Raw genomic sequence first — 24,890 nt, 5'->3', positions numbered from 1 at the left:
TCACCTGCCGATCCGCTCCTTTGACACCAGGGCGTTTCGCCGGCGCGCGGCGACGGCCAGTTGTTCCAGCAGCGGCGCGGTCCGGGCCCAGCCGAGGCACGCGTCGGTGATGCTCAGGTCGGGGCGCAGCGGTCGCGCGTCTGGGCGCTGCCTGCCGTCGGCGAGGTAGGACTCCAGCATCACCCCGGCGAGCGCCTGGTCGCCGCGCCCGATCCGGTCGGCGAGATCGGCGAGCACTACCGGCTGGCGGTCGTGGTCTTTGCCGCTGTTACCGTGCGAGCAGTCCACCACGACCCGGCTGTGCAGCCCCGCCTCGGCGAGCGCGCTGACCGCCGCGGCGACCGACGCGGCGTCATGGTTGGGCACCGTGCCACCGCGCAGCACCAGGTGCACGGCCGGGTTCCCGTCGCTGCGCAGCGCGGTGACCCGGCCGTCCGTGCCGGTGCCGGGGAACACGTGCGGCAGCCCGGCGGCGCGGATGGCGTCGATCGCCAGGTCGATCCGGCCGCCCAGGGTGTTCTTCATCCCCACCGGCATCGGCAGCCACGACGCGAGCTGGCGGTGCGGCGGGCTGGTCACCGTGCGCGCGCCGATCGCGGCCCAGCTGACCGTGTCCGCCACATGCGGCGCGAGAACCGGGTCGACGAACTCATAGGCGAGCGGCAGCCCCGTACGGGCGGCGTCGACCAGGAAGGCGCGTCCTGCCCGGATGCCGCCGGCGATGTCGCCCGCGCCGTCCAGCGTGGGATCGCGCAGCAGCCCCACCCAGCCCGCGACGGTGCGCGGTTTCTCCAGATACGCGCGCAGGACCACGACGAGGTCGTCGGCGAACCGTGTGGCGGCGTCGGCGAGCCGGCGCGCGTAGTCCAGCGCGGCCACCGGGTCATGCACCGAACAAGGCCCGACGATCACCAGTAGGCGCGGGTCGCGCCGGTCGAGCACGTCGGCGATGGTCTCGCGGTGCGCGGACACCGCCGCCCGCATCGCCGGGTCGAGCGGTGTGTCGGCGGTGACGTCGGCAGGCGTGGGGAACGAGTCGTGGTCAAGCATCCGTGGTGGTCCTTTTCTGTTCGTGATCCGCGTCACCGGCGCTCACCTGGCGCGGCAACCCGGACGCGGCGATGGCAGCGAGAGCGACGAGAGCCAGCACCCAGCAGAAGGCGTCGCCGAACGCCGCCGCCTGGTCCGCGCGGGCGGTGATCCTCGCTTGCAGGACGACGGCGAGCACCGCCGTACCGATCGAGCCGCCGAGCGTGCCGAGCAGGTTCAGCGCGACCGCCGCCCGCGGCAGCCGCGGCCGGCTCACCCGGCGGTAGACGATCGTCATGATCGGGGTGCTGATCATGGCCGCGCCCACCCCGCGCAGGAAGAGGGAACCGGCGACCACCACGTCCGGCACCCCGTGCCCGAGCTGGGTGAACGCGACCGTGCCAGCCGCGACCAGCGCCATCCCGCCGAGGACCAGCGTGCGCGGAGCCGTCGTGTCCACGACCCGGGTCACCAGCACGGTCCCGGCGGCCGCCCCGACCCCCTGCGGGGCGAGCAGTATCCCGGTCTGCCAGGCCGACAGTTCGCCGGGTCCCTGTAAATACAGCGGAAGCAGGAACATCGTGCCGAACACCGAAGCGCCCAACGCCAGCAGCGCCAGTGCCGCGACGCCGAACGGCGGCCGGATGAACAGGAGCGGGTCCACCAGGGGGGTGCCCTTGGCCCGGACGCCGTGCAGAGTGAATCCGGCGAGCATCGCCACGCCGGCCACCAGCGCCGCGACCACCTGCCATGCCGGGCTTCCGTGCGCGACCCTGGTCAATCCGAACACCAGCACGGCAAGGCCGGGAGACAGCAGCGCGGCGCCCCGCCAGTCGAACCGGGCACCGGTCGCGGTCGGCGGCACGGCGGGCACCAGCCGGGTCGCGAGCGCGAGCGCGATCACCCCGATCGGGACGTTGATCAGGAACATCCAGCGCCACCCCGCCGCGTGCAGCACCGCGCCGCCGACCAGCGGCCCGAGCACCGGGGACAGCAACGGCAGCACCCCGACCACCGCGATCACCCGGCCGATCCGCTCGCGGCCGGCGATACCGGCCAGCAGCGCCTGCCCGGTCGGCGGCAACAAGCCGCCCGCGAGCCCTTGCAGGACGCGGAAGACGACCAGGCTGGGCAGCGACCATGCCAGCCCGCACAGCAGCGACGCCACCAGGAACGCGGCGACCGCGGCGAGCCAGGTGCGGCGTCCGCCGAACCGGTCGGCCAGCCAGCCGGACGCGGGCACCGCGGTGACCACGGCCAGCAGGTAGGCGGTGGTCACCCATTGGACGTCGGCGACCGACGCGCTGAACCGGTCGGCGAACGCGGCGACCGCGACCGACACGATCGTGCTGTCCAGGGTGGCCATCAAGGTGCCGAGCACCAGCACGAACGCGATCCGCCACAGCTTCGCGTCGATCTCGCTCATCGGAGAAGTTCTTTTGCGTCGTCGTCGAACCGGTCAGGCAGGGTGCGCAGCACCGCCACGAGCCGGTCGGCGACCTCCCGCGCCTGCGCGCGGGTCAGCACGCCGCGCTGGTGGCCGAGCACACCGGACCACCCGCCGTCCCCACGGGGCACTATGGTGACGGTCACCGGGTGGTGGGTTCGCTCGCGCACCGTGACGTCCGTGATGGTGAGCCCGGGCGCGGGTTCGCGCGACCATTCGGGGACCGGCGGGGAGTTCTCGAACACCACCAGGCTGTCCACCACCGGGGCGATCCCGGTCAGTTCCGCCAGTTCGGTGAGTCCGATGTGCTGGTGCTCAAGCATGGCCTGCCGGCGGGCCTGCAGATCGGCGAGCATGGCGGCGACCGTTCCGGTCAGCCGGACGCGCACCGGGACCGTGTTGGCCAACGGACCGATGATCTCCTCGACCCCGGGCAGGTCGGCGCCGCGCCCGGACACCATGACGCCGAACCGGACGTCCTCGCGCCCGGACCGGTTGGCCAGCACGGCGGCCCATGCGCCCTGCAGAGCGGTGTCCGCGGTGACGCCGTCGCGGGCGGCGGTCTCGGTCAGCCGGGCCACGGCGGCGGCGTCGAGGTCGAACAGCACCGGCTCGGCCGGGTCCACCCCGGTGACCTGGAAGTGCCCGCCGTCTGGCAGGGCGGCCAGTTCGGCCCGCCATGCCCGCAGGTCGCGCCCGTGGTCGCGGGTGGCGAGCCACTGCGAGTAGCGGGTGAACGGCACCGGCTCGGGCAGTGGCCTGCCGGCGTACAGCGCGAACAACTCGGTGGCGACACGCGGCGCGGACCAAGCGTCACAGAGCAGGCGGTGGATGGTCAGCACCACTTGGTGCCGCTCCGGTCCTTCGGGCACCACCGTGAGCCGCCACAGCGGGCCCGTCGGCAGATCGAACCTGTCCGCGGTGAACTCGGCGCGGATGTCCGGGCGCGGGTCGGCCGGAATGACCTGGAAGTCGTGCTCGGCGGGGAACACCGCGCCCAGGTTGGGGTGCCTGCGCAGCAGCGCGCCCGCGGCGGCCCGCAGAGCGGGCACGTCCAGCGGTCCGGCCACGGTGAACGCCACCCGCACCGGGTACGGGTCGGCCGCGCCGCGGGCCGGGCCCAGGATCAGCTCCTGCGCTGGGGCCAGCGGCACGATCTCCCGGGCCTCGGGCAGGTCCCGGACCGCGGAGTCCATCTCCGCGCGCAGGTGGTCGCCCAGTTCGGCGATCTCGGTGTCGGTGAAAACCGCGGCGGGCCAGGTGAATCGGATCCGAAGCCGGTCGTCGACCATCGCACTGACCATCAACCGGTACGGCAGCGGCATGCCGTCGGCGCCCCCGGTCGCCGACCCCGGCGGCCCCGCGTGCGGCGGGCTTTGCCACGGCCCGCCGGTGGAAGGGCCGGACCGGCCGAGGTAGTTCCACCTGATCTCGGGGCGGCGGACCAGGCCGTCGGGCACACCGAGGCCGTCGCCCGCGGCCCGCAGATGTTCGCGGACCCGGCGCAGCGCGTCGGCCGCCGACTTCCCGGCCGCGGTGATCCGGGCCGGATAGACCGCGGTGAACCAGCCGACCGTCTGCGCGAGGTCGGCCTCCGCCGGGCGGCCGTGGCCTTCCAGCGCCACCAGCAGGTCCGGCTCGCCGCCGCGCCAAGCGGCCACCGCGCGGGCCAGCGCGGTGAGCAGGACAGTGTCCGGCGTCGTGCGGTAGGCGGCGGGCAGTGTGGTCAGCAGCGCGTGGCTGGTGGCCGGGTCCATGGCCAGTGTGTGATGGCGGGCCGTGGCCGCGGTGTCGCGCCCAGGGTCGGCGGGAACCGCCGACAGCGGCGTGACGGGCGCCTGTGCGACCCGCCGCCAGTGCGGCAGTTCGCCGGCATGGTCGGCGGCCCGCAACGCGTGCGCCCAGCTGAGGAACGACTGCCCGTGCGGGACCAGTCGCCGCCCGGTGTCGTACGCCTGGCGCAGATCGTCGAGCAGGATCCGCCACGACACCGCGTCCACCACGAGGTGGTGCGCGACCAGCAGCAACGTGGCCGGCCGGTCCGGGCCGGCATCGAACACGACCGCGCGCAGCAGGGGACTGGTGTACGGGTCGATCGCCGCCCGCGCGGTGGCCAGCCGGTCGCCGACCGCCGCCGCCGGATCGTCGGTGCGCACCACGGTCAGTACGTCGGCGCCGGTGACCGTGCCGGGCTCGGGGATGCGCAACACATCGTCGGCCAGGTACGCCCTCAGTACGTCGTGGCGGGCCAGCACCGCGTCCAGCGCGGCGCGCCAGCGAGCTTCGTCGCCGCCCGGCGGTACCGACACCTGCACCCACTGGCAGAACTGGGCGGCGGTGGCCCCCGCCATGCGCAGCAGGTCCCGCATGACCGGGGTCAGCGGCGCGTCGCCGACCGCCGGCGCGGCGGGCTCTTCCGCGGGGTCCGCGCGGTCCGCCCGGGCGGCGATCCCGGCGGCCGTCGCACCCTCGACCACGTCGCGGACGGTGACGGTGAAGCCGGTGCGCCGGATCATCGACGCCACCCGGAGGGACGCGATGCTGTCCCCGCCGTGCTCCAGGAACCCGTCGTCCGGGCCGAGGTCATCGGTGCCGAGCACGGTGCGCAACACCCGCAGCACCGCGGCCTCGGTCCCGGTCGCCGGTTCCCTGGCCGGCGCGCGGGTGCGCGGCTCGGGGTCGGGCAGCGCCGCGGCGTCCAGCTTGCCGCTCGGGCCGAGCGGCAGCCGGTCCAGCGGCACGTAGACGGCCGGCACCATGTGATCGGGCAGCGTCGCGGCCAGGTGCGTGCGCAGCGCCACCGGGTCGGGTTCGGCGCTGTCCGCCGGGATCACGTAGGCGACCAGCCGGTCCGCGCGCACCACGACCGCGCAGGCCCGCACCGACGGGTGCCGCCCGAGCACCGTCTCGATCTCGGGCAGCTCGATGCGGAACCCGCGCAGCTTCACCTGGTGGTCCGTGCGGCCGAGGAACACCAGGTTCCCATCGGGTCGCCAGCGCGCCAGATCGCCGGTGCGGTACATGCGTTCCCCCGGGGGGCCGAACGGGTCGGCGACGAACCGCTCGGCGGTGGTCCCGGGGCGGCCGACGTAACCGCGCGCCAGCTTGGGTCCCGCGAGGTACAGCTCGCCGGTCACGCCGACCCCGACCGGTTGCAGGCCGCCGTCCAGCACGTAGGCGCGCACCATCGGATCGGGCCGCCCGATCGGCAGCGGCCCGGGGTCGTCCGGCGCGTAGCGCCAGGTGACCGAGTTGATGGTGACCTCGGTGGGGCCGTACGCGTTGAACAGTGCGCGGCGGGCACCCCAGCGGGCGGCCAGTGCCGGAGCCAGGCGTTCCGCGCCGACGACGAAGAACACGTCCGCGTCGACGGTCGCGTCGTCGGGCATGGCCGCCAGGAACGACGGCAGCAGGTTCAGCCCGGTCACCCGGTGGCGGCGCACGTAGTCGAGCAGCTCGCCGCCGGGCACCCGTACCTCCTCGGGCGCGATCACCGAGGTTCCGCCGGACAGCAACGGGAGCATGAACTGCCAGAACGCCACGTCGAAACTGGTCGAGGCGAAGTGCAGGTAGCGCTCGCCGGAGCCGATGCCGACCACGTCCTCCTGCAACGCCACCAGGCTGGGCACGCCGCGGTGCGGCACCGCGACGCCCTTGGGCCTGCCGGTGGTGCCGGAGGTGTAGATCACGTAGGCCAGCGAGTCGCCGGTGACATCGCGGCGCGCGGCGACCGGGTCCGCGTCCCACGTGGACGGACCGGTGAGGCCGGCCGGATCGACGGTGGGCAGCCCCTCGACCTCCGACCCGGACACCGCGGCGGCCGGCCCGATGTCGGCGATCATGTAGGCCAGCCGGTCCGCCGGGTACTCCGGGTCCATCGGCACGTACACGGCCCCGGCCTTGAGGACGCCGAACAGCGCGACGACCAGCTCGACGTCGCGGTCCAGCAGTACCGCGACGGGGTCCTGCGGCCGCACCCCGGCGGCGAGCAGCGCGTTGGCCAGCCGGTTGGCGGCGCGGTCCAGTCCGGCGTAGCTGAGCGAGCGGTCCCGGCACACCACGGCTTCGGCGTCCGGGGTGCGGCGCACCCACGTGCCGAACTCCTCGAGCGCGCCGCCCGCCGGCCTGCCCGGTTCCGGGCCGACCCCGAACCGCAGCACCTCGGCGCGTTCGCCGGCGTCGAGCATCGGCAGCGCCGCCGCCGGGCGGTCCGGGTCGGCGACCAGCCCGTGCAGGAGCGTCCGCAGCCAGCGGCCGTACCCGCGCACCGTCGCCTCGTCGAACGCGTGCCGCTGGTAGCCGAGCCCGATGGTGAACTCCTCGCCGGGCAGCACCATCACGGTCAGCGGGTAGTGCGTCGCGTCGGCGATGTCCACACCGGTCTGCTCGATGCCCGGTGCGACGGTCTCGCGGTGGCGGCTGGAGAGCGGGAAGTTCTCCATCACCAGCATGGTGTCGAACAGGTCACCGAGCCCGGTCGCGCGCTGTACGTCGGGAAGCCCGACGTGGTGGTGTTCGGTCAGCGCGGTGGATTCCGCGTGCACCCGGTCCAGCACGGCGGCGGCGGTCTCGCCCGGCGCGGCCCGCACCCGCACCACGACCGTGTTGCCGAGCTGGCCGACCATCCGCGCCACCTCGGGCACGTCGGCCGGGCGGCCGGACACCGGGCAGCCGAACACCACGTCCCGCCGGCCGGTCAGCCTGCCGAGCAGCAGCCCCCACACGGTGTTGAACACCGCGGCCGGGGTGACCCCGCGGTCGCGGGCGAACGCGAGCAGCCGGGCGGTGAACTCGGCGCCGAGCGGGACCGCGATCCGCTCCGGTCGCCGCACGGCGGACTTCGCGGCGGCCGGGGCCAGGTGGGTGCCGGACTCCAGCCCGGCCAGCGCGTCCCGCCAGGCCGCGAGACCCGCCTCGTGGTCGCGGGTGGCCAGCACCCGGTGGTAGTCGGCCAGCGGCGGCGCCACCGGGGCGGCAGGGCCGCCGCTCAGCTCGTGGTAGATGGCGAGGAGGGTGCGGCCGACCAGCGGCATCGACCAGCCGTCGAGCAGCGCGTGGTGGATGGTGATCACCAGCCGGTGCTCGTCCGGGCCGAGTGCACACAGCATGAACCGGATCAGGGGCGGCGTTCCCGGGTCGAACGGGCGCCGGTGCTCGGCCCGGCAGTGCTCGGCGAACTTCTCCGGCCGCGCCGTCACGGCCTGGAAGTCCAGCCTCACCTGCGCGGGTATCACCTGGACCACCGCGCCGGACGCGGTGGTCTCCAGGTACGCCCGCAACGCGGGATGGGTGCGCAGCAGCCGCGTGGCGGCCGCCCGCATCCGATCCGGGTCGAGGGTGCCGCGCAGGTGGCTGACCGCCTGGACCACGTAGACGTCGGCGTCGGTGTCGTCGCGGACCGCGGTGTGGAACGCGAGCCCGGCCTGCAACGCGGTGGCGGGCAGCACCTCGGCCGCGGGGCCGTCCCGCTCGACCCGTGCGGCATGCTCGGTGAAGGCGGCCAGCGCGGTGCGCCACGCCTCGACCAGCGCCTCGACCGCGGTCGCGGGCAGCACCCGGCCCGCCGCCGTCCACTCCACCGCGAGCAGCGGGCGGTCGGCCTCGCGTACGAAGCAGTTCACCGCGAGCACCTGCTCCAGTGCTTTGGCCTCGGATTCGCACACCGAGAACGGGTTCTCGCCGGCCGGGCGCCAGCCGGGTACGGGCGCGAACCGGCCCAGGTAGTTGAGCAGCACGTCCGGCGGCGGCCCGGTCAGCTCCACGCCCCGGACCTCGGGGTCGAGGTGGCGCAGGACGCCGTAGCCGAGACCGTCGCCCGGCACGGCGCCGCCGGCGGTCATCGCCGCGCGCAGCAGCCGTCCGGCGGCGGGTCCACCGGCCAGCGCGTCGGTCAGATCCGCGTCGGCGCGGACGGCGTCGGCGGGCACTCGCACCGGGTGCTCCGCGGTGAACCAGCCGACCGTGCGGGCGACGTCGTGCTCGCCCTCGCGCCCGTGCCGTTCCACCGTGACCGTCTCGGCGTCCACGCCGCCCCCGCGCCACAACCGCAGCGCGAGCACGAGCACGGCCAGCAGTACGTCGTCCACCCCCGCGCGGTACGCGGCGGGCAGGGCGGTGAGCAAGGCGGCGGTCGTATCGGCCGAGGCCACGTCGGTGGTCTCGATGGCCGTGGCCACGGTGTCGAGGCGCTGGTCCAGCCCGCGCCCGCCGAGGTGCGCCTGGCGCAGCGCGGTCCGCCAGTGCGGCAGCTCGCCGCGCCGGGTGCCCGCCGTGCCCTGTTCGGCCAGCCGTAGCGCGTGGGCCCGCCACGAGGTGGTGACCCGGGTCGGCGGCTCACCTGCGCACGCCGTGCGAAGGTCCGGCAGCAGCACCCGCCACGAGACGCCGTCGATCGCCAGGTGGTGCACCACGACCAGCAATCGGCCGCGCAGCCTGGCCACCCGGACCAGGTCGCCCGCGACCGGGTCGAGCTCGCCCGCCAGCCGGCGCGCGACGACGTCCGCCGGTTCGCCGGCCGAGGCGGCCTCGGTGACGACCGCGGCGACGGAGCCGGGCGGCGGCACGGTCAGTGGGTCGATCCGCAGGCGAAGCGCGTCATGGTGGTCGAGCAGGGTCTGCACGGCCGCGCGAAGCCGGTCCAGCGGCACGTCCTGGTCCGGCTCGACCACGGTCCACTGCGCGTACCCGGCGATGGCCGCGCGGTCCGGGTTGCCGTCCAGCAGCGCCCGCACGATCGGCGGTGCCGGGACGTCGCCGAGCGGCTCGTCGGGCTCGCCGGTCCCCTGGCCGGCGCGCAGCGGCCGGACCATGGCCGCGAGGGACGCGAAGTCGCGGCGGGCCAGCAGGTCGCGCGGGCGCAGGTCGAAGCCGTGTTCGCGCAGCCTGCCGCTCACCCCGATCGCGGTGATGCTGTCGCCGCCGAGGACGAAGAAGTCGTCGTCCACGCCGACCTCGGGCACGTCCAGCACCTCGCCGATCACCGCGCACAGCACTTTCTCCGGCTCCGTGGCCGGTGACCGGCCGCTGCCGGTGCGGGAAGGCTCGGGCAACGCCCCGCGGTCCAGCTTGCCGTTCGGGGTGACGGGCAGCGACGCCAGCACCGCCACCGCCGAGGGCACCAGGTGCTCGGGCAACCGCTCGGCGAGCCATGACCTCGCCGCGTCGCCGTCGACGTCGCCGACCACGTAACCGACCAACCGGGTGCCGCGCACCGCCGCCGCGGCCGCGCGGGCACCGGGGACCGCGCCGAGTGCCGCCTCCACCTCGCCCAGCTCGATCCGGTGGCCGCGCACCTTCACCTGGTCGTCGCGCCTGCCGAGGTATTCCAGTTCCCGCTGCCAGCGGACCAGGTCGCCGGTGCGGTACATGCGGTCGCCTGGGGCGCCGAACGGGTCCGCGACGAACCGCTCCGCGGTGAGGCCGGTCCGGCCGAGGTAGCCGAGCGCCAGGTGCGGTCCGGCCAGGTAGAGTTCGCCGGTCGCGCCCGGCGGCACCGGGCGCAACGCGTCGTCCAGCACGTAGGCACGGGTGCCGGGCACCGCGGTCCCGATCACCGGCGCCGGTCCCGTGACCGGTGCGCTCGCGGCGTCCACCGTGGCCTCGGTCGGGCCGTACATGTTGACGGCGGGCACCCCCGAGTCGCGCACCCGCCGCCACAGCGCGGGCGGGGTCGCCTCGCCGCCGAGGACCAGCAGGACCGGGCGCCGTGCGCCGTCGAGGAGGCCGCGGTCCGCCAGCGGAGCGGCCATGGACGGCGTGGTGTCCACGACGTCGATGCGGTCCCGCGCGAACGCGGCCAGCAGGGCGTCGGCGTCACGTGCGGTGTCGCTGTCGTAGAGGTGCAGTTCGTGCCCGCACAGCAGCCATGTGAGCTGGTCGAGCGCGGAGTCGAAGGCGAACGGGTACGTGTGCGCGACACGCAGCCGCCGGCCGGCCGCGCGCTCGGCTCCGGCGATCGTGGTCGCCCGCTGCCGGTGGACCAGTTCGGCGAGCGCGTGCGCGGGGACCAGCACCCCTTTGGGCCGCCCGGTCGACCCGGACGTGAAGATCAGGTAACCGCCGTCGCCCGGCCGTCGATCCGGGACGGGTTCCGGAGCCGATCCGGGGCGGTCCTCGGCGAGGTCGTCGGGGGTCAGGACGAGCGCGGCGCCGGACTCGGCCACCAGCTCGCGGGTCCGCCGCGCCGGCTGGACCACGTCCAAGGGCAGGAACACCGCCCCGGCGTCGAGCACCGCGAGCAGCGCCACCACGAACTCCACCGAACGCGGCAGCTCCAGCGCGACCACGTCGCTCGCGCCGACTCCCCGCGCGCGCAGACGCCGCGCCAGCCGATGCACCCGGTCGGCGAGCTCCCCCGCGGTGACCCGCCGCTCCCCGTGCACCAGCACCGTCCGTCCGCCGGGCAGGGCGTCGAGCAGGTCCGGTACCGGAGCCGGCCGCCCGGGGACCGCCGGGGTCGTCCAGCTGCCGAGCAGCGCAGCCCGCGCGTCGGCGGGCACCAGGTCCGCGGTGCCGACGGTCGGCTCGTCCGGCCCGGTCAGCGCGTCGAGCAGCGTCAGCAACCCGGTGAGCCGCGCGTCGACCCCCGCCTGGTCGTGGGTCCGGGCGTCCACCTCGAACCCCAGGGAGAGTCCTCCGCCCGCGGTCGGGAGCACGCTCAGCCCCAGGTCCTCCGGCGGGCCACCGGCGATGTTGCGCATGTCGCCGGAGCTTCCGGCGAAGTCCAGCGTGAGGTCGAACGCCTTCAGGTTGACGCCCCGGCCGTGCAGCAACGCCCCGGCGCCCGGCACCGCGAGGTCCCGCGGCAGGTTCTCGCCCCGGTAGCGCTGGTGCGCCCGCATTTCCCGCAACGCCTCGGCCACCCGCGTGGTCAGCTCCGGGAGCGTGTCGGTCTTGTGCACTCGCACCCGCAGCGGCAGCACGTTCACTGTCATGGCCGGGGTGCGCAGTGCCCTGCCGAACCGGCACATCAACGGCATCGCGAGCACCATGTCGTCGTGGCCGAGCACCCGGTGCAGGAACGCGGTGTAACCCGCGATCAGCACTTCACCCCAGGTCGACCCGATCCGCTCGGCGTAGGTCTTCAGCTCGGCCAGCCGCTCCGCGGGCAGCACCGTGCCGGCCGCCACGGTCCGCTCCGGTGTGCCCGAGGCGTGGCCGGTGTCGCCGAGGTCGGGCAGCGGAGTGAACCGGTCCGTCCAGTACGCCCGGTCCTCGGTGAGCTGGTCGCTCACCTGGTAGTCGGCGTCCGCGGCGACTAAGTCGGCGAACGCGGCGAACGGGCACGGCGGCACCGGTTCACCGCGTACCAGGGCCGTGTAGTGCGCGGCGATACGGCGGTTCAGCATGGCCGCGGTGTAGCCGTCGATCACCAGGTGGTGGCTGAGCTGGACGTACCAGACCTCTGTGTCGGACAGGCGGAGCACGGTGTGGCCGGACAGCCGCCGGTCCACCATCCCCCGGCACTCGTCGGCCGCCTGCCAGCGCAACTCGTCGATGCGCGCCCGCGCCGCGGCGGGTGGGTCCGCCTCGGCGCGCAGGTCCATCACCCGGGGCGCGGGCACCGGATCGGCGGACACCGTCTGGCGCGGACCGTCCGGGGTGTCGCGGACCCGCAGCCGCAGGCTCTCCGCCTCCTCGGTGGTCGCCCGGATCGCCTCGGTCAGCGCGGCCACGTGGACGGGCCCGCGGCCGGTGATCTCCACCACGTCACCGACCACGTAGTACGGCGAGTCCGGTTCCAGCCGCTGAGCGTGCCAGATGCCCAGCTGCGCGCCGGTCAGGGGCAGGTCGGTCATGCGTTGCTCCCTCGATCCACGGTGGGAACGACCATCGGCGTGCCGGTCACCGGGTCCGGCACGACCAGGCACGGCAGGTCGAACACCTCTTTGATCAGCGCGGCGTCCACGATGTCGGCGGGTGCGCCCTCGGCGACCACCGCGCCGTTCCTCATGGCGATCACGTGGTCGGCGAACCGGCACGCCTGGTTGACGTCGTGCAGCACCGCGATCACCGTGCGGCCCTCGTCGCGCAGCCGGCTCAGGAGCGCCAGCAGCTGGTACTGGTGCGTGATGTCCAGGAACGAGGTCGGTTCGTCCAGCAGCAGGTACGGGGTCCGTTGGGCGAGCACCATGGCCACCCAGACGCGCTGCCGCTGCCCACCGGACAGCTCTTGCACGAGCCGCTCGGCGAGGTCGGTGATCCCGGCCGCGGCCATCGCCCCGGTCACCGCCTCCTGGTCCGCCTCGGACCACCCGCTGAACAGCGACTGGTGCGGGAACCGGCCCCGCGCGACGAGCTGGCGCACCCGGATGTCCTCGGGCGCCGAGGGCTCCTGCGGCAGGAACGCCACCGACCGGGCGAACCGCTTGGCCGCGATGGTGCCGATGTCGGTGCCGTCGAAGGTCACCGTGCCCTCCGCGGGCCGCAGCAGCCGCACGAGCGCGCGCAGCATGGTCGACTTTCCGCACGCGTTCGGGCCGACGACCGCGGTGAGCGCGCCGTCCGGGACGTCGACCGAGAGCCGGGTGGACACCACCCGGTCGCCGTAGCGGAGGGCCAGGTCCCGTGCGGTGAGGCGGCTGGTCATCCGCTCCGCACCTCCTTGCTGAGAAGCCAGATCAGATAGCACCCGCCGATGGCGGTGGTGACGACGCCGACCGGCAGTGATACCGGCGAGAGCAGCAGCTGGGCGATCAGGTCGGCCGACTGCAGCAGCACCGCCCCGGTCAGCGCCGCCGGCAGCAGGCCGATGCCGGAGGTGCGGGCGAGGCGCCGCCCGATCTGCGGCGCGGCCAGCGCGACGAACACGATCGGCCCGGCGGCGGCGGTCACGGTGGCCGTGCAGCCGACCCCGATCACCACCAGCTGCACCTGCAGCGACTCCGTCCGCACCCCCGTTCCGACCGCGACCTCGGTGCCCAGCGCCGCCTGGTGCAGCGCCGGCGCCCGGGTCACCAGCGCGGCGAGGAGCACCGCGATGACGCAGAACGGGATGCGCACCTGCTCCCAGCCGAGCCCGTTGAGCGAGCCCGCGCTCCAGCCGACGGCGGCGATCGCCACCTCGAGTTCGGCGCGCAGCACGATCCACGAGTTGACCGCGGTGAGCATGGCGTTGACCGCGATGCCGATCACGATCAGCCGCAGCCCGGAGACCCCGCCGCGCATCGCGAGCAGGTACACCAGGGCCGCGGCGGCGAGGCCGCCCAGCACGGAACCGGCGGTCAGCCGGGCGGGCGTGCCGGACAGGACGGTGATGGCGACCAGCGCGCCCGTGTAGGCGCCCGCGTCGAGGCCGATCACGTCCGGGCTGCCCAGCGGGTTGCGGGTGACGTTCTGGAAGACGGCGCCCGCGGTGCCGAGCGCCGCGCCGAACACCACGGAGGCGAGCACCCTCGGCAGCTGCCACTCGCGGATCATCACGTTCGGGCCGCCGCGCTGCCCGCCCAGCGCGGCGAACACCCGCGCGGGACTGGTCCAGCCGTCGCCGTAGCACAGCGCGGTGAACCCGAGCGCGAGCAGCAGCACCAGCATCACGGCCGTGAACACCAGCGTCCGGCGTTCCACCAGGGCTGAGAAGCGGCCCCGGCGCAGCACCAGGGCGGTTCCGGTCGCGCTCACGGTCGTGCCACCCCATACCGCCGTACCGCCCAGATCAGGGCGGGTCCGCCGAGGAAGGCCGTGATGATGGCCACCGGCACCTCACCGGTGGTCAGCAGCACCCGGGCGGCGGTGTCGGCGGCCAGCAGCAGGACCGGGCCGAGGACGGCGGCGAACCCGATCAGCCACGGCACCGAGCCGTCCGCGGCCCGGCGCACCAGGTGCGGCACGATCAGGCCGACGAACAGGATGGGACCGGCGATCGCGGTCGCCGCCCCCGCCAAGGCGGTGATCAGCACCAACGTGACCAGCCGGACCCGCGTCACGTTCACGCCGAGGGTGTGCGCCACCTCCTCGCCCAGTGCGACGGCGGCCAGCTGACGGCTCAGCAGCAGCGCCGCGGCCACCGCGACCGCGATCACCAGCAGCGGCAACGTGTTCGGCGCCTGCTCCCGGCCGGCCAGCGAACCGATCGACCAGAACCGGTACTTGTCGAACACGGTCGGCGAGATCAGCCGCATGCCCAGCGTGAGACCGGTCAGCACGGAGCTGAGAGCCATTCCGGCCAGCAGCATGCGCAGCGGTGAACCCCGGCCCACCGCGGCGACCACCGCGGCCGCCGCCACCGCGCCGGCCACGGCCGCCAGCAGTTCGCCGAGCGCGTTCACGGTGAGCCCGAGGCCGGACCCGAGGCTGATCGCGAACCCGGCGCCCGAGGTGACGCCCAGCACCCCCGGTTCGCCGAGCGGGTTGCGCGACAGCACCTGCACCAGCACCCCGGACACGGCGAGCGCGGCACCGACCCCGATGGCCAGCACCCCTCTCGGCAGCCGGATGTCGCGGACCAGGGCGACGTCGTTCGGGTCCCCGCTCCCGGACAGCGCGTGCAGTGCCGTGGCCGGCCCGATGAAGCGCGCGCCCACTCCCACGCTGACCACCATGACCGTGGCCAGCGCGACGAGCCCGGCGAGCAGCAGAAGCGGCCGCCGCGCACCCCACGTTGACCCGGTGCTGTCGGCAGCAGTCGCCGTGGCGGTCATTTCAGCAGGGGCGCGAAGGCCTTGTCGGCGGCGTCGAGCGTCATCTCCGCCTCCCTGTAGGTCGCGGCTTCGGTGTATCGCAGCGGGAAGACCTTGCCCGCCTTGACCGCGGGCAGGTTCTTCCACAGCGGCGAGTCCAGGACGGACTGCACCGGGGGCGGCACCGAGCCGTCCGCCTTGAGCGAATAGGTGATCGCGTCGGCCTCCGCGAAAGCGTCGGGCAGCTCCTCGATCGACGGGTACTCGCTGACGGACCTGGAGCCCTTGCCCTCGACCTTGACCGCGCCGTAGTAGCTGGCGCCCATGTCCTGCGCCACGTTGGTGCCCCACGAACCGTGGAACTCGCGCTGGAAGGTGCCCTTGGCGACCTCACCGTAGGCGCCGACGTGCCCGAGCTTCAGCCTGGGCAGTACGGACTTGTACTTCTCGGCCAGCTGCTTGGCCTTCAGCTCGTACGCGGTCCGGGTGGCGTCGAAGCCCTTGAGCGCGCCCGCCGCGTCGGCCTGCCTGCGGGACAGTTCCCGCCACGCCTTGGGCACCGACGGGCCGAGCGTCACCACCGGTGCGATGGACTCCAGGCGCTTCATGTTGATGTCGACGAGCGCCGGCTTCGGCACCCCGATGACGATCAGATCAGGGTCCGCCTTCGCGATCGCGTTGTAGTTGGTCTCCGCGGCGGACTCACCGGCGACCTTGGAGATCTCGTCGTACCGCTCGCGTTCCGCGGCGCCCATCATCGGCAGGCCGCGTTGCCAGGTGGAGATGCCCACCAGCGGGGCGCCCGAGTCGAGCAGCGCGGGCACCGCGTAACCGGTGGCCACCACCCGCTTCGGCTTCGCCGGGATGGTGACGGTGCCGTTGTCGGCGACGAACTTCCTGGTGGGTCCGGCGTCGCCGCCGGTGCCGGCGTCACTGGAGCCGCAACCGGCGGCCAGCGCGGCCGCGAGCGCCAGGGTGCCGACGATACGGAACCGGGCGGAGGGGCTCCGGGTGGAGACGGGCATGGTTTTTCCTTGGTAGTGGGGGGCGGGGTCAATGGCGGGGTTCGTGCTCATGGGTCCTCGTCGAAGTCGGCGACGCCGCGCTTCCAGTAGCCCGTGATGTCGTAGTCGGCCCCGGCCAGCCGCAGTTCGTCGCGGACCCAGCGGCGCAGCGGCTTGAGCACCCCGGCTTCACCGGCGAGCCACACGTACACCCGTTCGCCCGGCGGGACCTCGACCCGCCGCACCGCGTCGGCGAGCAGGCCGGTGGTGCCGGGCGCGGCGGCGCCGCGATGCAGCCAGCACACCTCGACCCCTTCCGGCGGGTCCAGCCCGATCTCCTCCCGGGCGTCGGCGACCTCGATGAACGCCCAGCCGCGGGCCGTACGGGGCAGTTCCTCCACCCGCCGCGCGATCGCGGGCAGCGCGGTGATGTCGCCGCCGAGCAGGTAGCGGTCGTAGGGCGGCACGATCAGGCCGCCGGGCGGGCCCGCGACGTGGATGATCTCACCCGGGCGCACCGACCGCGCCCACGCGGCGCCGAGCCCTCCGGCGCCGTGCAGCGCGATGTCGATGTCGAGTTCCCGGTTGACCGGGTCGTAGCGGCGCACCGTGTACTCGCGCGACGTCGGCACCGGCCGCGGCCAGCGCAGCAGGTCGCCGTCGGGCTCGGGCAGCCGCAGGCTGCCGTCGTCCTCGGGGAAGATCAGCTTGACGTGCTCGTCCGGCGCGTGCGACTCGAACCCGTCGACGCCCGGCCCGCCCAGCGTGACCCGCACCAGGCCCGCACCGACCACGCCGGTGCGAAGCACCTCGGCCGCGCGGACGCGGATCGGGTAGCGGACCTTCGCGGGCACGGCGCCGGCCCGCACCTCGGCGATCCTGGCCAGGTGCCCGGTCACTGCTCCGCCCCCGTCCGGGCGGGTACGGACAGCGCGGAGAGCGCGTCGGCGGTGGTGGTGACCACGCCGCAGCGCTGCGCCACGTACTCGCAGGCCCTGTCGTGCCAGGCGCGGGAGAAGTCGGCGACCGCGTCGGCGACGAAGAAGGGGCGTATGTCGCGCATGAACGCCTCGACGGCCGTGGCCTGGCAGCCGATGTGCGCGTACACGCCGGTGATCAGCAGCTGATCGCACCCCCGCGCGGTGAGCGCTTCGTGGAACGTGCTGCGCTGGAACGCGCTGTAGCGCCACTTCACCAGCACCGTGTCCACGGGTTCCGGTACGAGGTCGGTCACGATGTCGGCGGCGCGCGGGTCGTCGTCGATGACGGCGCCGATGCCCGGTCCCCAGAACTCGGTGAGCAGCCCGCGGTCGGCGTCGGCCTGGCGGCCCGGCTGCGCGGTGTAGAACACCGGCACCCCGGCCGTGCGCGCCGCGGCGAGCAGCAGTGCGGTATTGGCCGTCAGTTCGGGGATCGGCGACCCGGCATAGGGGGCGAGGAAGTAGCGCTGGGCGTCGTGGACCAGTAGAGCCGCCCGCGCCGGTTCAAGTGGCCAGCGCACCCGGCCGTCGGGCAGTTCGGCCGCCGCCGGCAGCGGGTACGGCGCGATCTTCGGCAAGGACATCGGTCACCCTTCCTTCTCCTGGGCGGCCAGCGCCGCCCGCAGTTCCCGCTTGCTGGTCTTGCCGACCCCGGTGACCGGGAACGCGTCCACCACGCGCACCAGGTCGGGCACCTTGAACGCGGCCACCCCGCGCTCGCGCACGAACCTGCGCAGCTGAACCCCGGTCGGCGCCGCACCGTCCGCAGGCACCACGTAGGCGCAGGTGCGCTCACCGAGGTAGGCGTCGGGGACCGCGACGACGGCCGCGTCGAGCACGTCCGGATGCGCCATCAGGTGGTTCTCCACCTCTTCGGCGGCGACCTTCTCACCGCCCCGGTTGATCTGCTCCTTGACCCGGCCGACCACTTCCAGGTGCCCGGTCGCGGTGCGCCGCACCAGGTCCCCGGTGCGGTAGAAGCCGTCCGGGGTGAACGCGACCTCGTTGTGCCCGCCCGCGCGGTAGTAGCCGCGGATGGTGTAGGGGCCCCTGGTGAGCAGCGCGCCGACCGCGCCGTCGGGCACCACGTCGGTGGACGCGGCCAGCGGGTCGTCCGGGTCGACCACGCGGATCTCGTCGTCCGGCGATATCGGCCGGCCCTGGGTGCCCAGCACGATCTCGTCCGGGTCGTCCAGGCGGGTGTAGCAGACCAGCCCTTCGGCCATGCCGAACACCTGCTGCAACCGGCAGCCCAGCGCGGGCCCGATCCGTTCGGCCAGCTCCCGCCCGCACTTGGCGCCGCCGACCAGCAGCACGTCCAAGGAGGACAGGTCGCGGCCGGTGCGTCCCGCCGCCTGCACCCAGGCCGCGGCCAGCGGCGGCACCACGCCGGTGATCGTCACCCGTTCCGCCTCGATCAACGGGAACACGGTGTCGGCGTCCGGACGCGGTGCCAGCACGACCTTGGCGCCGGCGTGCAGCGCGCCGAGCACCCCCGGCGAGCTGAGCGGGTAGTTGTGCGCGGCCGGCAACGCGGCGAGGTACACGCTGTCCGGGGCCAGCGCGCAGATCCGCATGCTTTCCCGCACGCTGTAGAGGTAGTCGTCGTGAGTGCGCGGGATCAGCTTCGGCAGGCCGGTGGTGCCCCCGGACAGTTGCAGGAACGCCACTCCGGCCGGGTCCGGGTCGGGCAGCTCGCGGGGCCGCGCGGCGGACAGGTCGCCGAACTCCGCCGAGCCGACCACGTGAACCGCCCGCAACGACGGCACCGCTCCGGCCACCGCGCGCGCGGTGGCCGCGTGGTCGTGCCGCTCGTGCTCGCCGACCGTGATCATCGCGACCGCCTCCGCCTGTCCGGCGATGTGCCGCAGTTCGCTGTCGCGGTGCGCGGGTAACGCGAACACCGGCCATGCGCCCAGCCGCCACAGCCCGAACACCACGGGCAGGAATTCCGGCACATTCGGCAGTTGCACCAGGACGCGGTCCCCTGCCCGGACCCCGGACTCGGCGAGGCCGGCGGCGATGCGGTGTGCGCGTTCGTCCAGTTCGGCGTAGGTCCACCGGGTCTCGCCGCCGACCACCGCCGTCCGCTCGGCATGGGCCGCCGCCAGCGCGGTGAGCAGCGCTCCGAAGGTCTGGCCGCGCCAGTGGCCGGCCGCGCGGTAGCGGGCGGCGGTCTCCGGAGGCCACGCGACGACGTCCGCGCTCACGACCGCGTCCCCTCTCCGAGCGCCCGCAGCAGGGTCTGGAACTTCGCCGTCGTCTCGTCGAGCTCCCTTTCCGGGTCGGAGCCGGAGACGATGCCCGCGCCCGCGTGCAGCCGCACGATCCGCTCGGACACCTCGGCGCTGCGGATGGTGACGACCCACTCCCCGTCCCCGGAGACGTCGGTCCAGCCGGCCAGTCCCGCGTAGTAGCCGCGGTCCGCCGGTTCCAGCGCCGCGATGGCGTCCCGCGCCGCGGCCGGCGGCACCCCGCAGACCGCGGGGGTCGGATGCAGCGCCTCGGCCAGGCCCAGCGCGGAGGAGGTGGGGGCGGCGGGGGCCGCGAGCGTACCGGTGATCTTCGTGGACAGATGCCACATGGTCGGTGTCCCGATGACCGACGGCTCGGCGGGCACGTCCAGGTCCACGCAGAACCGGCCGAGCACGTCGGCGACCCCGGCCGCCGTGTGCGCGTGTTCCGCTCTTTCCTTCTCGGACGCCAGCAGGGCGGCGACGCGGCGCCGGTTCTCCGCGTCGTCGGCGCACCGGGGCAGCGACCCGGCGAGCGGGTTGGCCACGACCTGGTCACCGCGACGGGACACCAGCAGTTCGGGGCTCGCGCCGACCAGGGTGCGCGGCGCGGGGTCGCCGGGTGCGCTGACGTCGATGGCGAACGCGTGCGCGGCGGGGTCCGCGCGCACCAGGCGGGTCAGCAGCGCGGGCACCGAGACCGGTCCGTCCGCGGCCAGTTCGAGGCCGCGGGCCAGCACCACCTTGCTCAGCTCGCCGCCGTCTATCAACGCCAGCGCACGGCGCACGGCGTCGGTGTAGCAGCCGGGCTCCGGCCGGGGCTTGATCGACCAGCGCCGCGCGGGCGCGTCGGGCACCGGAGCGTCGACGGGCGCGCCCGCGCGCCGGACCACTGACGGGACGACCAGTGTGGCCGACGCCTCCGGGCGGAACCCGAGCGCGCCGATCACCACCGGACCCGCCGCCCCGCCGGCGGTCGCCACCTCGGCGAGCGCCGCCGCGGCCGCGGTCGCCCGGTTCCCGGGGGTGCCGCCGACCACGGCGTCCACCCCGTCGGCGAGCAGGGTGCCACGAGTCGAGGAGAAGTAGTACGAGCCGGGCAGATACGCGGCCAGCAGGTCGGCGGCGCGGTACACGGGGCGGGGGCGCGTCAGCGCGGGTACTGACACAGGAGGTTCCTTTCCGTTAATTTCAGGTTGGCTGACCTGAAATCGACGATTGGCGGGGATTCCGGTCACGCCCGCAGAGTGGCGCCACCGTCGACGTAGATGTTCTGCATGGTGATGTGCCGGGCGTGGTCGGAGGCCAGGAACAGCACCGCGTCCGCGATGTCCGCCGGTTCGGCGACCCGACCGAGCGGGATGCCCACCCGGAAACTGTCCGGGTCGCCGTGCAGCACCCGGCTCTCCGCGTCCTCGTCCGTCCACAGCAGGCGCAGCATGGCGGTGTCGGTGGATCCTGGGGAGACCGCGTTGCAGCGCACACCCGCACCCGCCACTTCGAGCCCCAGGCACCGGGTCAGCATGGTCGCCGCCGCCTTGGACGCGGCGTAGGCGGCCATCCCGGTACGGGGTACGCCCGCCGCGTTGGAGCCGACGGTGACCAGCGCGCCGCGCCGTCGCCCGGTCATCCGCCGGGCCAGTTCCCGCAGCACCGTGAACACGCCGGTGACGTTCACCGCGAAGGTCGCCGCCCAGTCCTCGTCAGAGGTCTCGCAGACCGTTGCCGGGCGCAGGATCCCGGCGACCGACACACCGATGTCCACCGGGCCCAGCCGATCCTCGGCCGCTGCGATCGTCGCGTCGACCGCCGCCACATCCGTTACGTCGGCGGGGAACGGCATCACCCGATCGGCGCACCGGGCGGCCAGCCGGGTCAAGCCCTCGGTGTCGACGTCGACGGCGGCCACGGTGGCACCCGCGTCGGCTAACGCACTTGCCACGGCCGCGCCGATGCCACGGCCCGCACCCGTGACCAGCGCGTTCTTCCCGGCCACGCCTGGCCAGCTCTCCGGCAGCGCCACTCGATTCTCCTCTAGATTAGGTTAGGCTCGCCTAAGGTAGCGAGACCTCAAGCGGGCGTACAGACCTAATTGGGCCCAATCGAGCGATGTGCCCCAAACCGCACCATGTTCGCCCTGATGCGAAGGCGGCCACGGTGGATGGGCGCAGTGGCGCCCGAGTTGGGAGTCATCAGAGCTCAGCCAGTTCGGGGAGCCGGCGCCCAGATCGAGGCCTTCGCTGCCGAGATCATGCGGATCGCCCTAGTCGACAGAACGGCAAGGGCGGTGACCACTTTGCCCTCTTGATAGAAAGGTTAGGCTAACCTAACATCATCTCATGTCACAGCTCGCCACCAAATCGGCATAGATGGCAAATCCGTTGCCGTGCACGCGTCGAAGACGACTGAAGAGATGGCATCAAGGCACCGAGCCGATGATGAACCCGGCCGAGCACGTGAAATCGGAGAAACCCGGCATGGGCTCGGACATGTTCGTCGAGCGCTCCGCCGCACACGGCTTTCGCGGTCGGCGGTAGAGCACCGGCCGCCGCATTGTCCACATCAGACTGATTGGGAGGCCGGCATGGCCGAGGAGAAGGCAGGATCGGCATTGGACGCGGATCGGCTGCGCGCAGACGTCGCGAAACTGCTCGGCGAAGCGCCCGAGAACATCGATTCCTCGGCCAACCTGCTGGACCACGGCCTGGACTCGATCCGCATCATGAGCCTGGTCGAGCGGTGGCGTGAAGAGGGCGCCGAGATCACGCCCCTGGAGCTCGCCGAAGCGCCGACGCTGGCCAGCTGGATCGAGCTGATCGGGCGGAATTCGGCGGCGGGATGAGTGCCCAGACCATGGCGTGGTGGTCGTCGGCGGAGGTCCAGGCGGCTCGACCACGGCCACGCGGGCCGCTTGCCGAGGCCACCGGGTGGTGCTGCTCGTAACCGGGTGGTGCTGCTCGTTAAGGAGACCTACGACGGCGCACTGCAAGACCCGTGCGATATGGCCAAAGCTGAATTGCCTGAATCCTGATCCCCAGCGAGGATGTACCAGCCGTCCCGCCACCGCCGCGGTCAGACCTCCGTCGCCTAGGCTCTCAATTCATTTGTTCAGGTCGATGCCAAGGGCGTGCAGCATGGTGGGGAACTTGGCGGAGGTCTCCGCGAGCTCGCCGTCCGCGGTGGAGTCGGCGACGACATCGGCTCCGGCGTAGATGCGGATCGCCGATGGCGTGACCTCGGCACACCTGAATGTGATGGCCCATTCGCCGTCGCCTGAGACATCGCACCAGCCGACGGCTCCGCTGTAGAAGCCGCGGTTGAGCTTCTCGATCCGCCCTATCAGAGCGTGGGCCTCCGTTGTCGGAGTGCCGCAGACGGCCGGGCTCGGATGCAGCGCAGCGAACAGGTGCAAGGAGGAGATCTCGGGGGAGGCGAGCCTTCCGGTTATCTGTGTGCCGAGGTGCCACCTCGTGGCGGTCTTCACCAATGCAGGCCTGTCCTGAATCGTCAGCTCCGCGCAGTAGGGACTCAGCTCGCCCGCGACCGCATCGACCACTCCGGCGTGTTCGCGCAGATCCTTGTGTGAGACGAGCAGTGCCTGGCCGGACTCGGTGTCCCGGACCGGATCCGAATGGCGGGGCGCCCATCCCGCAAGCGGGCGAGCCGAGACCACCGCGCCGGACCGCCGGACGAGCAGTTCGGGGCCGCCCCCGATCAGCACCCGCCCGGCCGGTAGGTCCACGGCGAAGACATAGGCGTCGGGATCGTTGTGCGCTAGATGCCGCAGTAGCGTTCCGGGGTCAGCGCCGATCACGTTGTTCAGCCGTACCGAGCGTGCCAGCATCACCTTTTCCAGGTGCCCGCTGCGCAGTTCTTCCAAGGCTGCGGTAACAGCCTGCTTGTATTCGTGGGGTGAAGGAATCTGGTCGATGTTGGAGAAGGACGGTGTCACCGGGCGGGTGACCGGCGACACGCTGCCCGATCGCGTCCACTGGACCGCGGAGGGAACGGTCAGCCGTGCCGGGACGTCTGCGCGGAAGGGGATCGCGCCCACCAGAATCGGTCGCGGGTGGTCGTCGGCCACCCGATCCAGCGTGGTGCGCATCCGCATCAGCATGGTTGCGGGGTCGCGGGCGTTGCAGGTCGGTAGTGTCTCCAGCACGCCCTGAGCGAGCAGAGTGTGCCGGGGCGAGCGAAAGTAGAACGAATGGCCCGGCCGGTACCCGTCCAGCGGGTCGATGTCATGAGACGCCTGCGTCACGCTGCTCAAATGCTCGTCCGTTCCGTGAGCGAGTCGGGGTCGCAACGCCGCTGCTGTCGAGACGATCGTGCTTGGCTGCGGCTGGCTATGGCAGCCTGTCAGTTCCACTCTCGACAGTGGGACAGGGCGAGTGCGATGAGGGTCCGGGTGGTGGTGGCGACCTCGGAGAGGGCCACGCACTCGTCGGGGGTGTGCATGCGGGCGATGTCACCTGGGCCGTACTGGACTGTTGCAATACGGCCGAGACCGGTGAGAAGGCGTAGGTCGCTGCCGTATGGGGCGCCCCAGACGGCCGGGGCGGCGCCGGTGACGGTGGCGTGTGCCTCGGTGAGCCGGTTCAGCAGGTCGCCGTCCGCAGCGGGAAGGCGCCCGGAGGCGAACCGGCCGCCCCACCACTCGACCTCCACAGGATGGCGACGCAGCCATTCGTCGGAGGCGCAGACGTTGGCCACCGTTTGCTCCAGCGCTCGCCGTGCGGCCTGCTCGGGCTCGTCCAGGGCGACGCCGATGCGGCCCTCGGCGACCAGGTCCCCGGGGACCGTGGACGACCAGTCGCCCGCGTGGACGGTTCCGATCTCGATCGCGTACGGGAGGTCCCACCGTTCCATCAGAGCGTCGACGCTCGTGTTTCGGCGGCGTTCCAGCGCTCGCAGCGCGGCGAAGACCGGCAAGAATTTCTCTATTGCGCTTACCCCGTCGTAACGCCGGGCGGCGTGGGCTGCGCGACCGCGTATCCGGAGGCGGAACGTCAGCGAGCCCGCGTTGGCGGGGACGACGTCCAGCCCGGTGGGCTCAGGGATGACACAGGCGTCAGCCCGCCAGCCACGCTTGAGGAGGGCATAGGTCCCCATGCCACCGTCCTCCTCACCGGGCACACAGGCGATGAGGACGTCTCCGCGTAGCCGCCGACGGCGCAGCGCGCGCATCGCGAACAGCGAGGCGACCAGGCCACCCTTCATGTCGCAGGCGCCGCGTCCGTACAGCAGGTCGCCGTTGACACGGCCGCTGAAGGGGTCGTCGCTCCAGGCGGACGGGTCACCGGCCGGGACGACATCGACGTGGCAGTTCAGCATGAGGGAGGGGCCGCCACCGGTGCCGGGCAGGCGGCCGACGAGCCCCCAGGCCTGGGTTCTCGCGACCTCCATGCCGGGGAAGTCGGTCTCGGCGGTGACCTGGTTCAGGGGGATGGGCCAGTGGTCGACTTCCAGGCCCTCGGCCCGCAGCCACGTGGCGAGTCGGTCCTGGATCTGTGCTTCGGCGGCTGAGCCGCCGATGCTGGGGATGCGGACCAACTCTGCGAGAAGTTCGGCCATGCCCG

15 protein-coding genes are annotated in these 24,890 nt (G+C 73.4%); 1 reads left to right on the top strand and 14 read right to left on the bottom strand.

Annotated features, from left to right (window positions below):
- The 12 genes from ACH34T_RS04565 to ACH34T_RS04510 all read right to left on the bottom strand — a co-directional run bounded on the left by ACH34T_RS04565 (window position 1) and on the right by ACH34T_RS04510 (window position 21,334).
- Window positions 1-1,050, bottom strand: coding sequence for a 3-deoxy-7-phosphoheptulonate synthase (locus ACH34T_RS04565; RefSeq protein WP_395990664.1), 1,050 nt, complete (start codon window positions 1,048-1,050; stop codon window positions 1-3).
- On the bottom strand, window positions 1,043-2,455 hold the full coding sequence (locus ACH34T_RS04560) for a DHA2 family efflux MFS transporter permease subunit (RefSeq protein WP_395990663.1): 1,413 nt from the start codon (window positions 2,453-2,455) through the stop codon (window positions 1,043-1,045). The genes ACH34T_RS04565 and ACH34T_RS04560 overlap by 8 nt, the downstream gene beginning before the upstream one ends.
- Window positions 2,452-12,273, bottom strand: a complete 9,822-nt coding sequence (locus tag ACH34T_RS04555; protein ID WP_395990662.1) for an amino acid adenylation domain-containing protein — start codon at window positions 12,271-12,273, stop codon at window positions 2,452-2,454. The genes ACH34T_RS04560 and ACH34T_RS04555 overlap by 4 nt, the downstream gene beginning before the upstream one ends.
- Window positions 12,270-13,064, bottom strand: coding sequence for an ABC transporter ATP-binding protein (locus ACH34T_RS04550; RefSeq protein WP_395990661.1), 795 nt, complete (start codon window positions 13,062-13,064; stop codon window positions 12,270-12,272). Before ACH34T_RS04550 ends, ACH34T_RS04555 begins: the two co-directional genes overlap by 4 nt.
- Window positions 13,061-14,095 (bottom strand): FecCD family ABC transporter permease, encoded by a 1,035-nt coding sequence (locus tag ACH34T_RS04545; RefSeq protein WP_395990660.1) that lies wholly within the window; start codon window positions 14,093-14,095, stop codon window positions 13,061-13,063. Before ACH34T_RS04545 ends, ACH34T_RS04550 begins: the two co-directional genes overlap by 4 nt.
- On the bottom strand, window positions 14,092-15,114 hold the full coding sequence (locus ACH34T_RS04540; RefSeq protein ID WP_395990659.1) for a FecCD family ABC transporter permease: 1,023 nt from the start codon (window positions 15,112-15,114) through the stop codon (window positions 14,092-14,094). Before ACH34T_RS04540 ends, ACH34T_RS04545 begins: the two co-directional genes overlap by 4 nt.
- On the bottom strand, window positions 15,111-16,118 hold the full coding sequence (locus ACH34T_RS04535) for an ABC transporter substrate-binding protein (RefSeq protein ID WP_395990658.1): 1,008 nt from the start codon (window positions 16,116-16,118) through the stop codon (window positions 15,111-15,113). The genes ACH34T_RS04540 and ACH34T_RS04535 overlap by 4 nt, the downstream gene beginning before the upstream one ends.
- A 47-nt stretch (window positions 16,119-16,165) precedes the next feature.
- Window positions 16,166-16,996 (bottom strand): siderophore-interacting protein, encoded by an 831-nt coding sequence (locus ACH34T_RS04530; protein WP_395990657.1) that lies wholly within the window; start codon window positions 16,994-16,996, stop codon window positions 16,166-16,168.
- Window positions 16,993-17,661 carry an isochorismatase family protein gene (locus tag ACH34T_RS04525; protein WP_395990656.1) on the bottom strand — a complete coding sequence of 223 codons (669 nt, stop codon included), beginning with the start codon at window positions 17,659-17,661 and terminating at the stop codon, window positions 16,993-16,995. The genes ACH34T_RS04530 and ACH34T_RS04525 overlap by 4 nt, the downstream gene beginning before the upstream one ends.
- A 3-nt stretch (window positions 17,662-17,664) precedes the next feature.
- Entirely contained in the window at window positions 17,665-19,287 is a 1,623-nt protein-coding gene (locus ACH34T_RS04520) for a (2,3-dihydroxybenzoyl)adenylate synthase (protein WP_395990655.1), read from the bottom strand.
- Complete coding sequence (locus tag ACH34T_RS04515) at window positions 19,284-20,480, bottom strand: isochorismate synthase (RefSeq protein WP_395990654.1); 1,197 nt, start codon at window positions 20,478-20,480, stop codon at window positions 19,284-19,286. Before ACH34T_RS04515 ends, ACH34T_RS04520 begins: the two co-directional genes overlap by 4 nt.
- A 65-nt stretch (window positions 20,481-20,545) precedes the next feature.
- The gene (locus tag ACH34T_RS04510) at window positions 20,546-21,334 is read right to left on the bottom strand and encodes a 2,3-dihydro-2,3-dihydroxybenzoate dehydrogenase (RefSeq protein WP_395990653.1); all 789 of its coding nucleotides are present in this window, start codon (window positions 21,332-21,334) and stop codon (window positions 20,546-20,548) included.
- 561 nt (window positions 21,335-21,895) lie between these two features.
- Between ACH34T_RS04510 and ACH34T_RS04505 the strand changes: the two genes are divergently transcribed.
- Window positions 21,896-22,153 (top strand): phosphopantetheine-binding protein, encoded by a 258-nt coding sequence (locus ACH34T_RS04505; RefSeq protein WP_395990652.1) that lies wholly within the window; start codon window positions 21,896-21,898, stop codon window positions 22,151-22,153.
- Between the two features lie 258 nt (window positions 22,154-22,411).
- Here ACH34T_RS04505 and ACH34T_RS04500 read toward each other — a convergent pair whose 3' ends face one another.
- Both ACH34T_RS04500 and ACH34T_RS04495 read right to left on the bottom strand, forming a co-directional pair.
- Window positions 22,412-23,572 carry an isochorismate synthase gene (locus tag ACH34T_RS04500; protein WP_395990859.1) on the bottom strand — a complete coding sequence of 387 codons (1,161 nt, stop codon included), beginning with the start codon at window positions 23,570-23,572 and terminating at the stop codon, window positions 22,412-22,414.
- 98 nt (window positions 23,573-23,670) lie between these two features.
- Window positions 23,671-24,885 (bottom strand): ArgE/DapE family deacylase, encoded by a 1,215-nt coding sequence (locus tag ACH34T_RS04495; protein ID WP_395990651.1) that lies wholly within the window; start codon window positions 24,883-24,885, stop codon window positions 23,671-23,673.
- Window positions 24,886-24,890 lie beyond the last annotated feature (5 nt).

Source organism: Actinomadura sp. 9N215 (assembly GCF_044326345.1).
GTDB lineage: Bacteria > Actinomycetota > Actinomycetes > Streptosporangiales > Streptosporangiaceae > Spirillospora.
The sequence above is the reverse complement of the archived record's forward strand: the minus strand, read 5'-3'. Positions and strand labels throughout refer to the sequence as shown.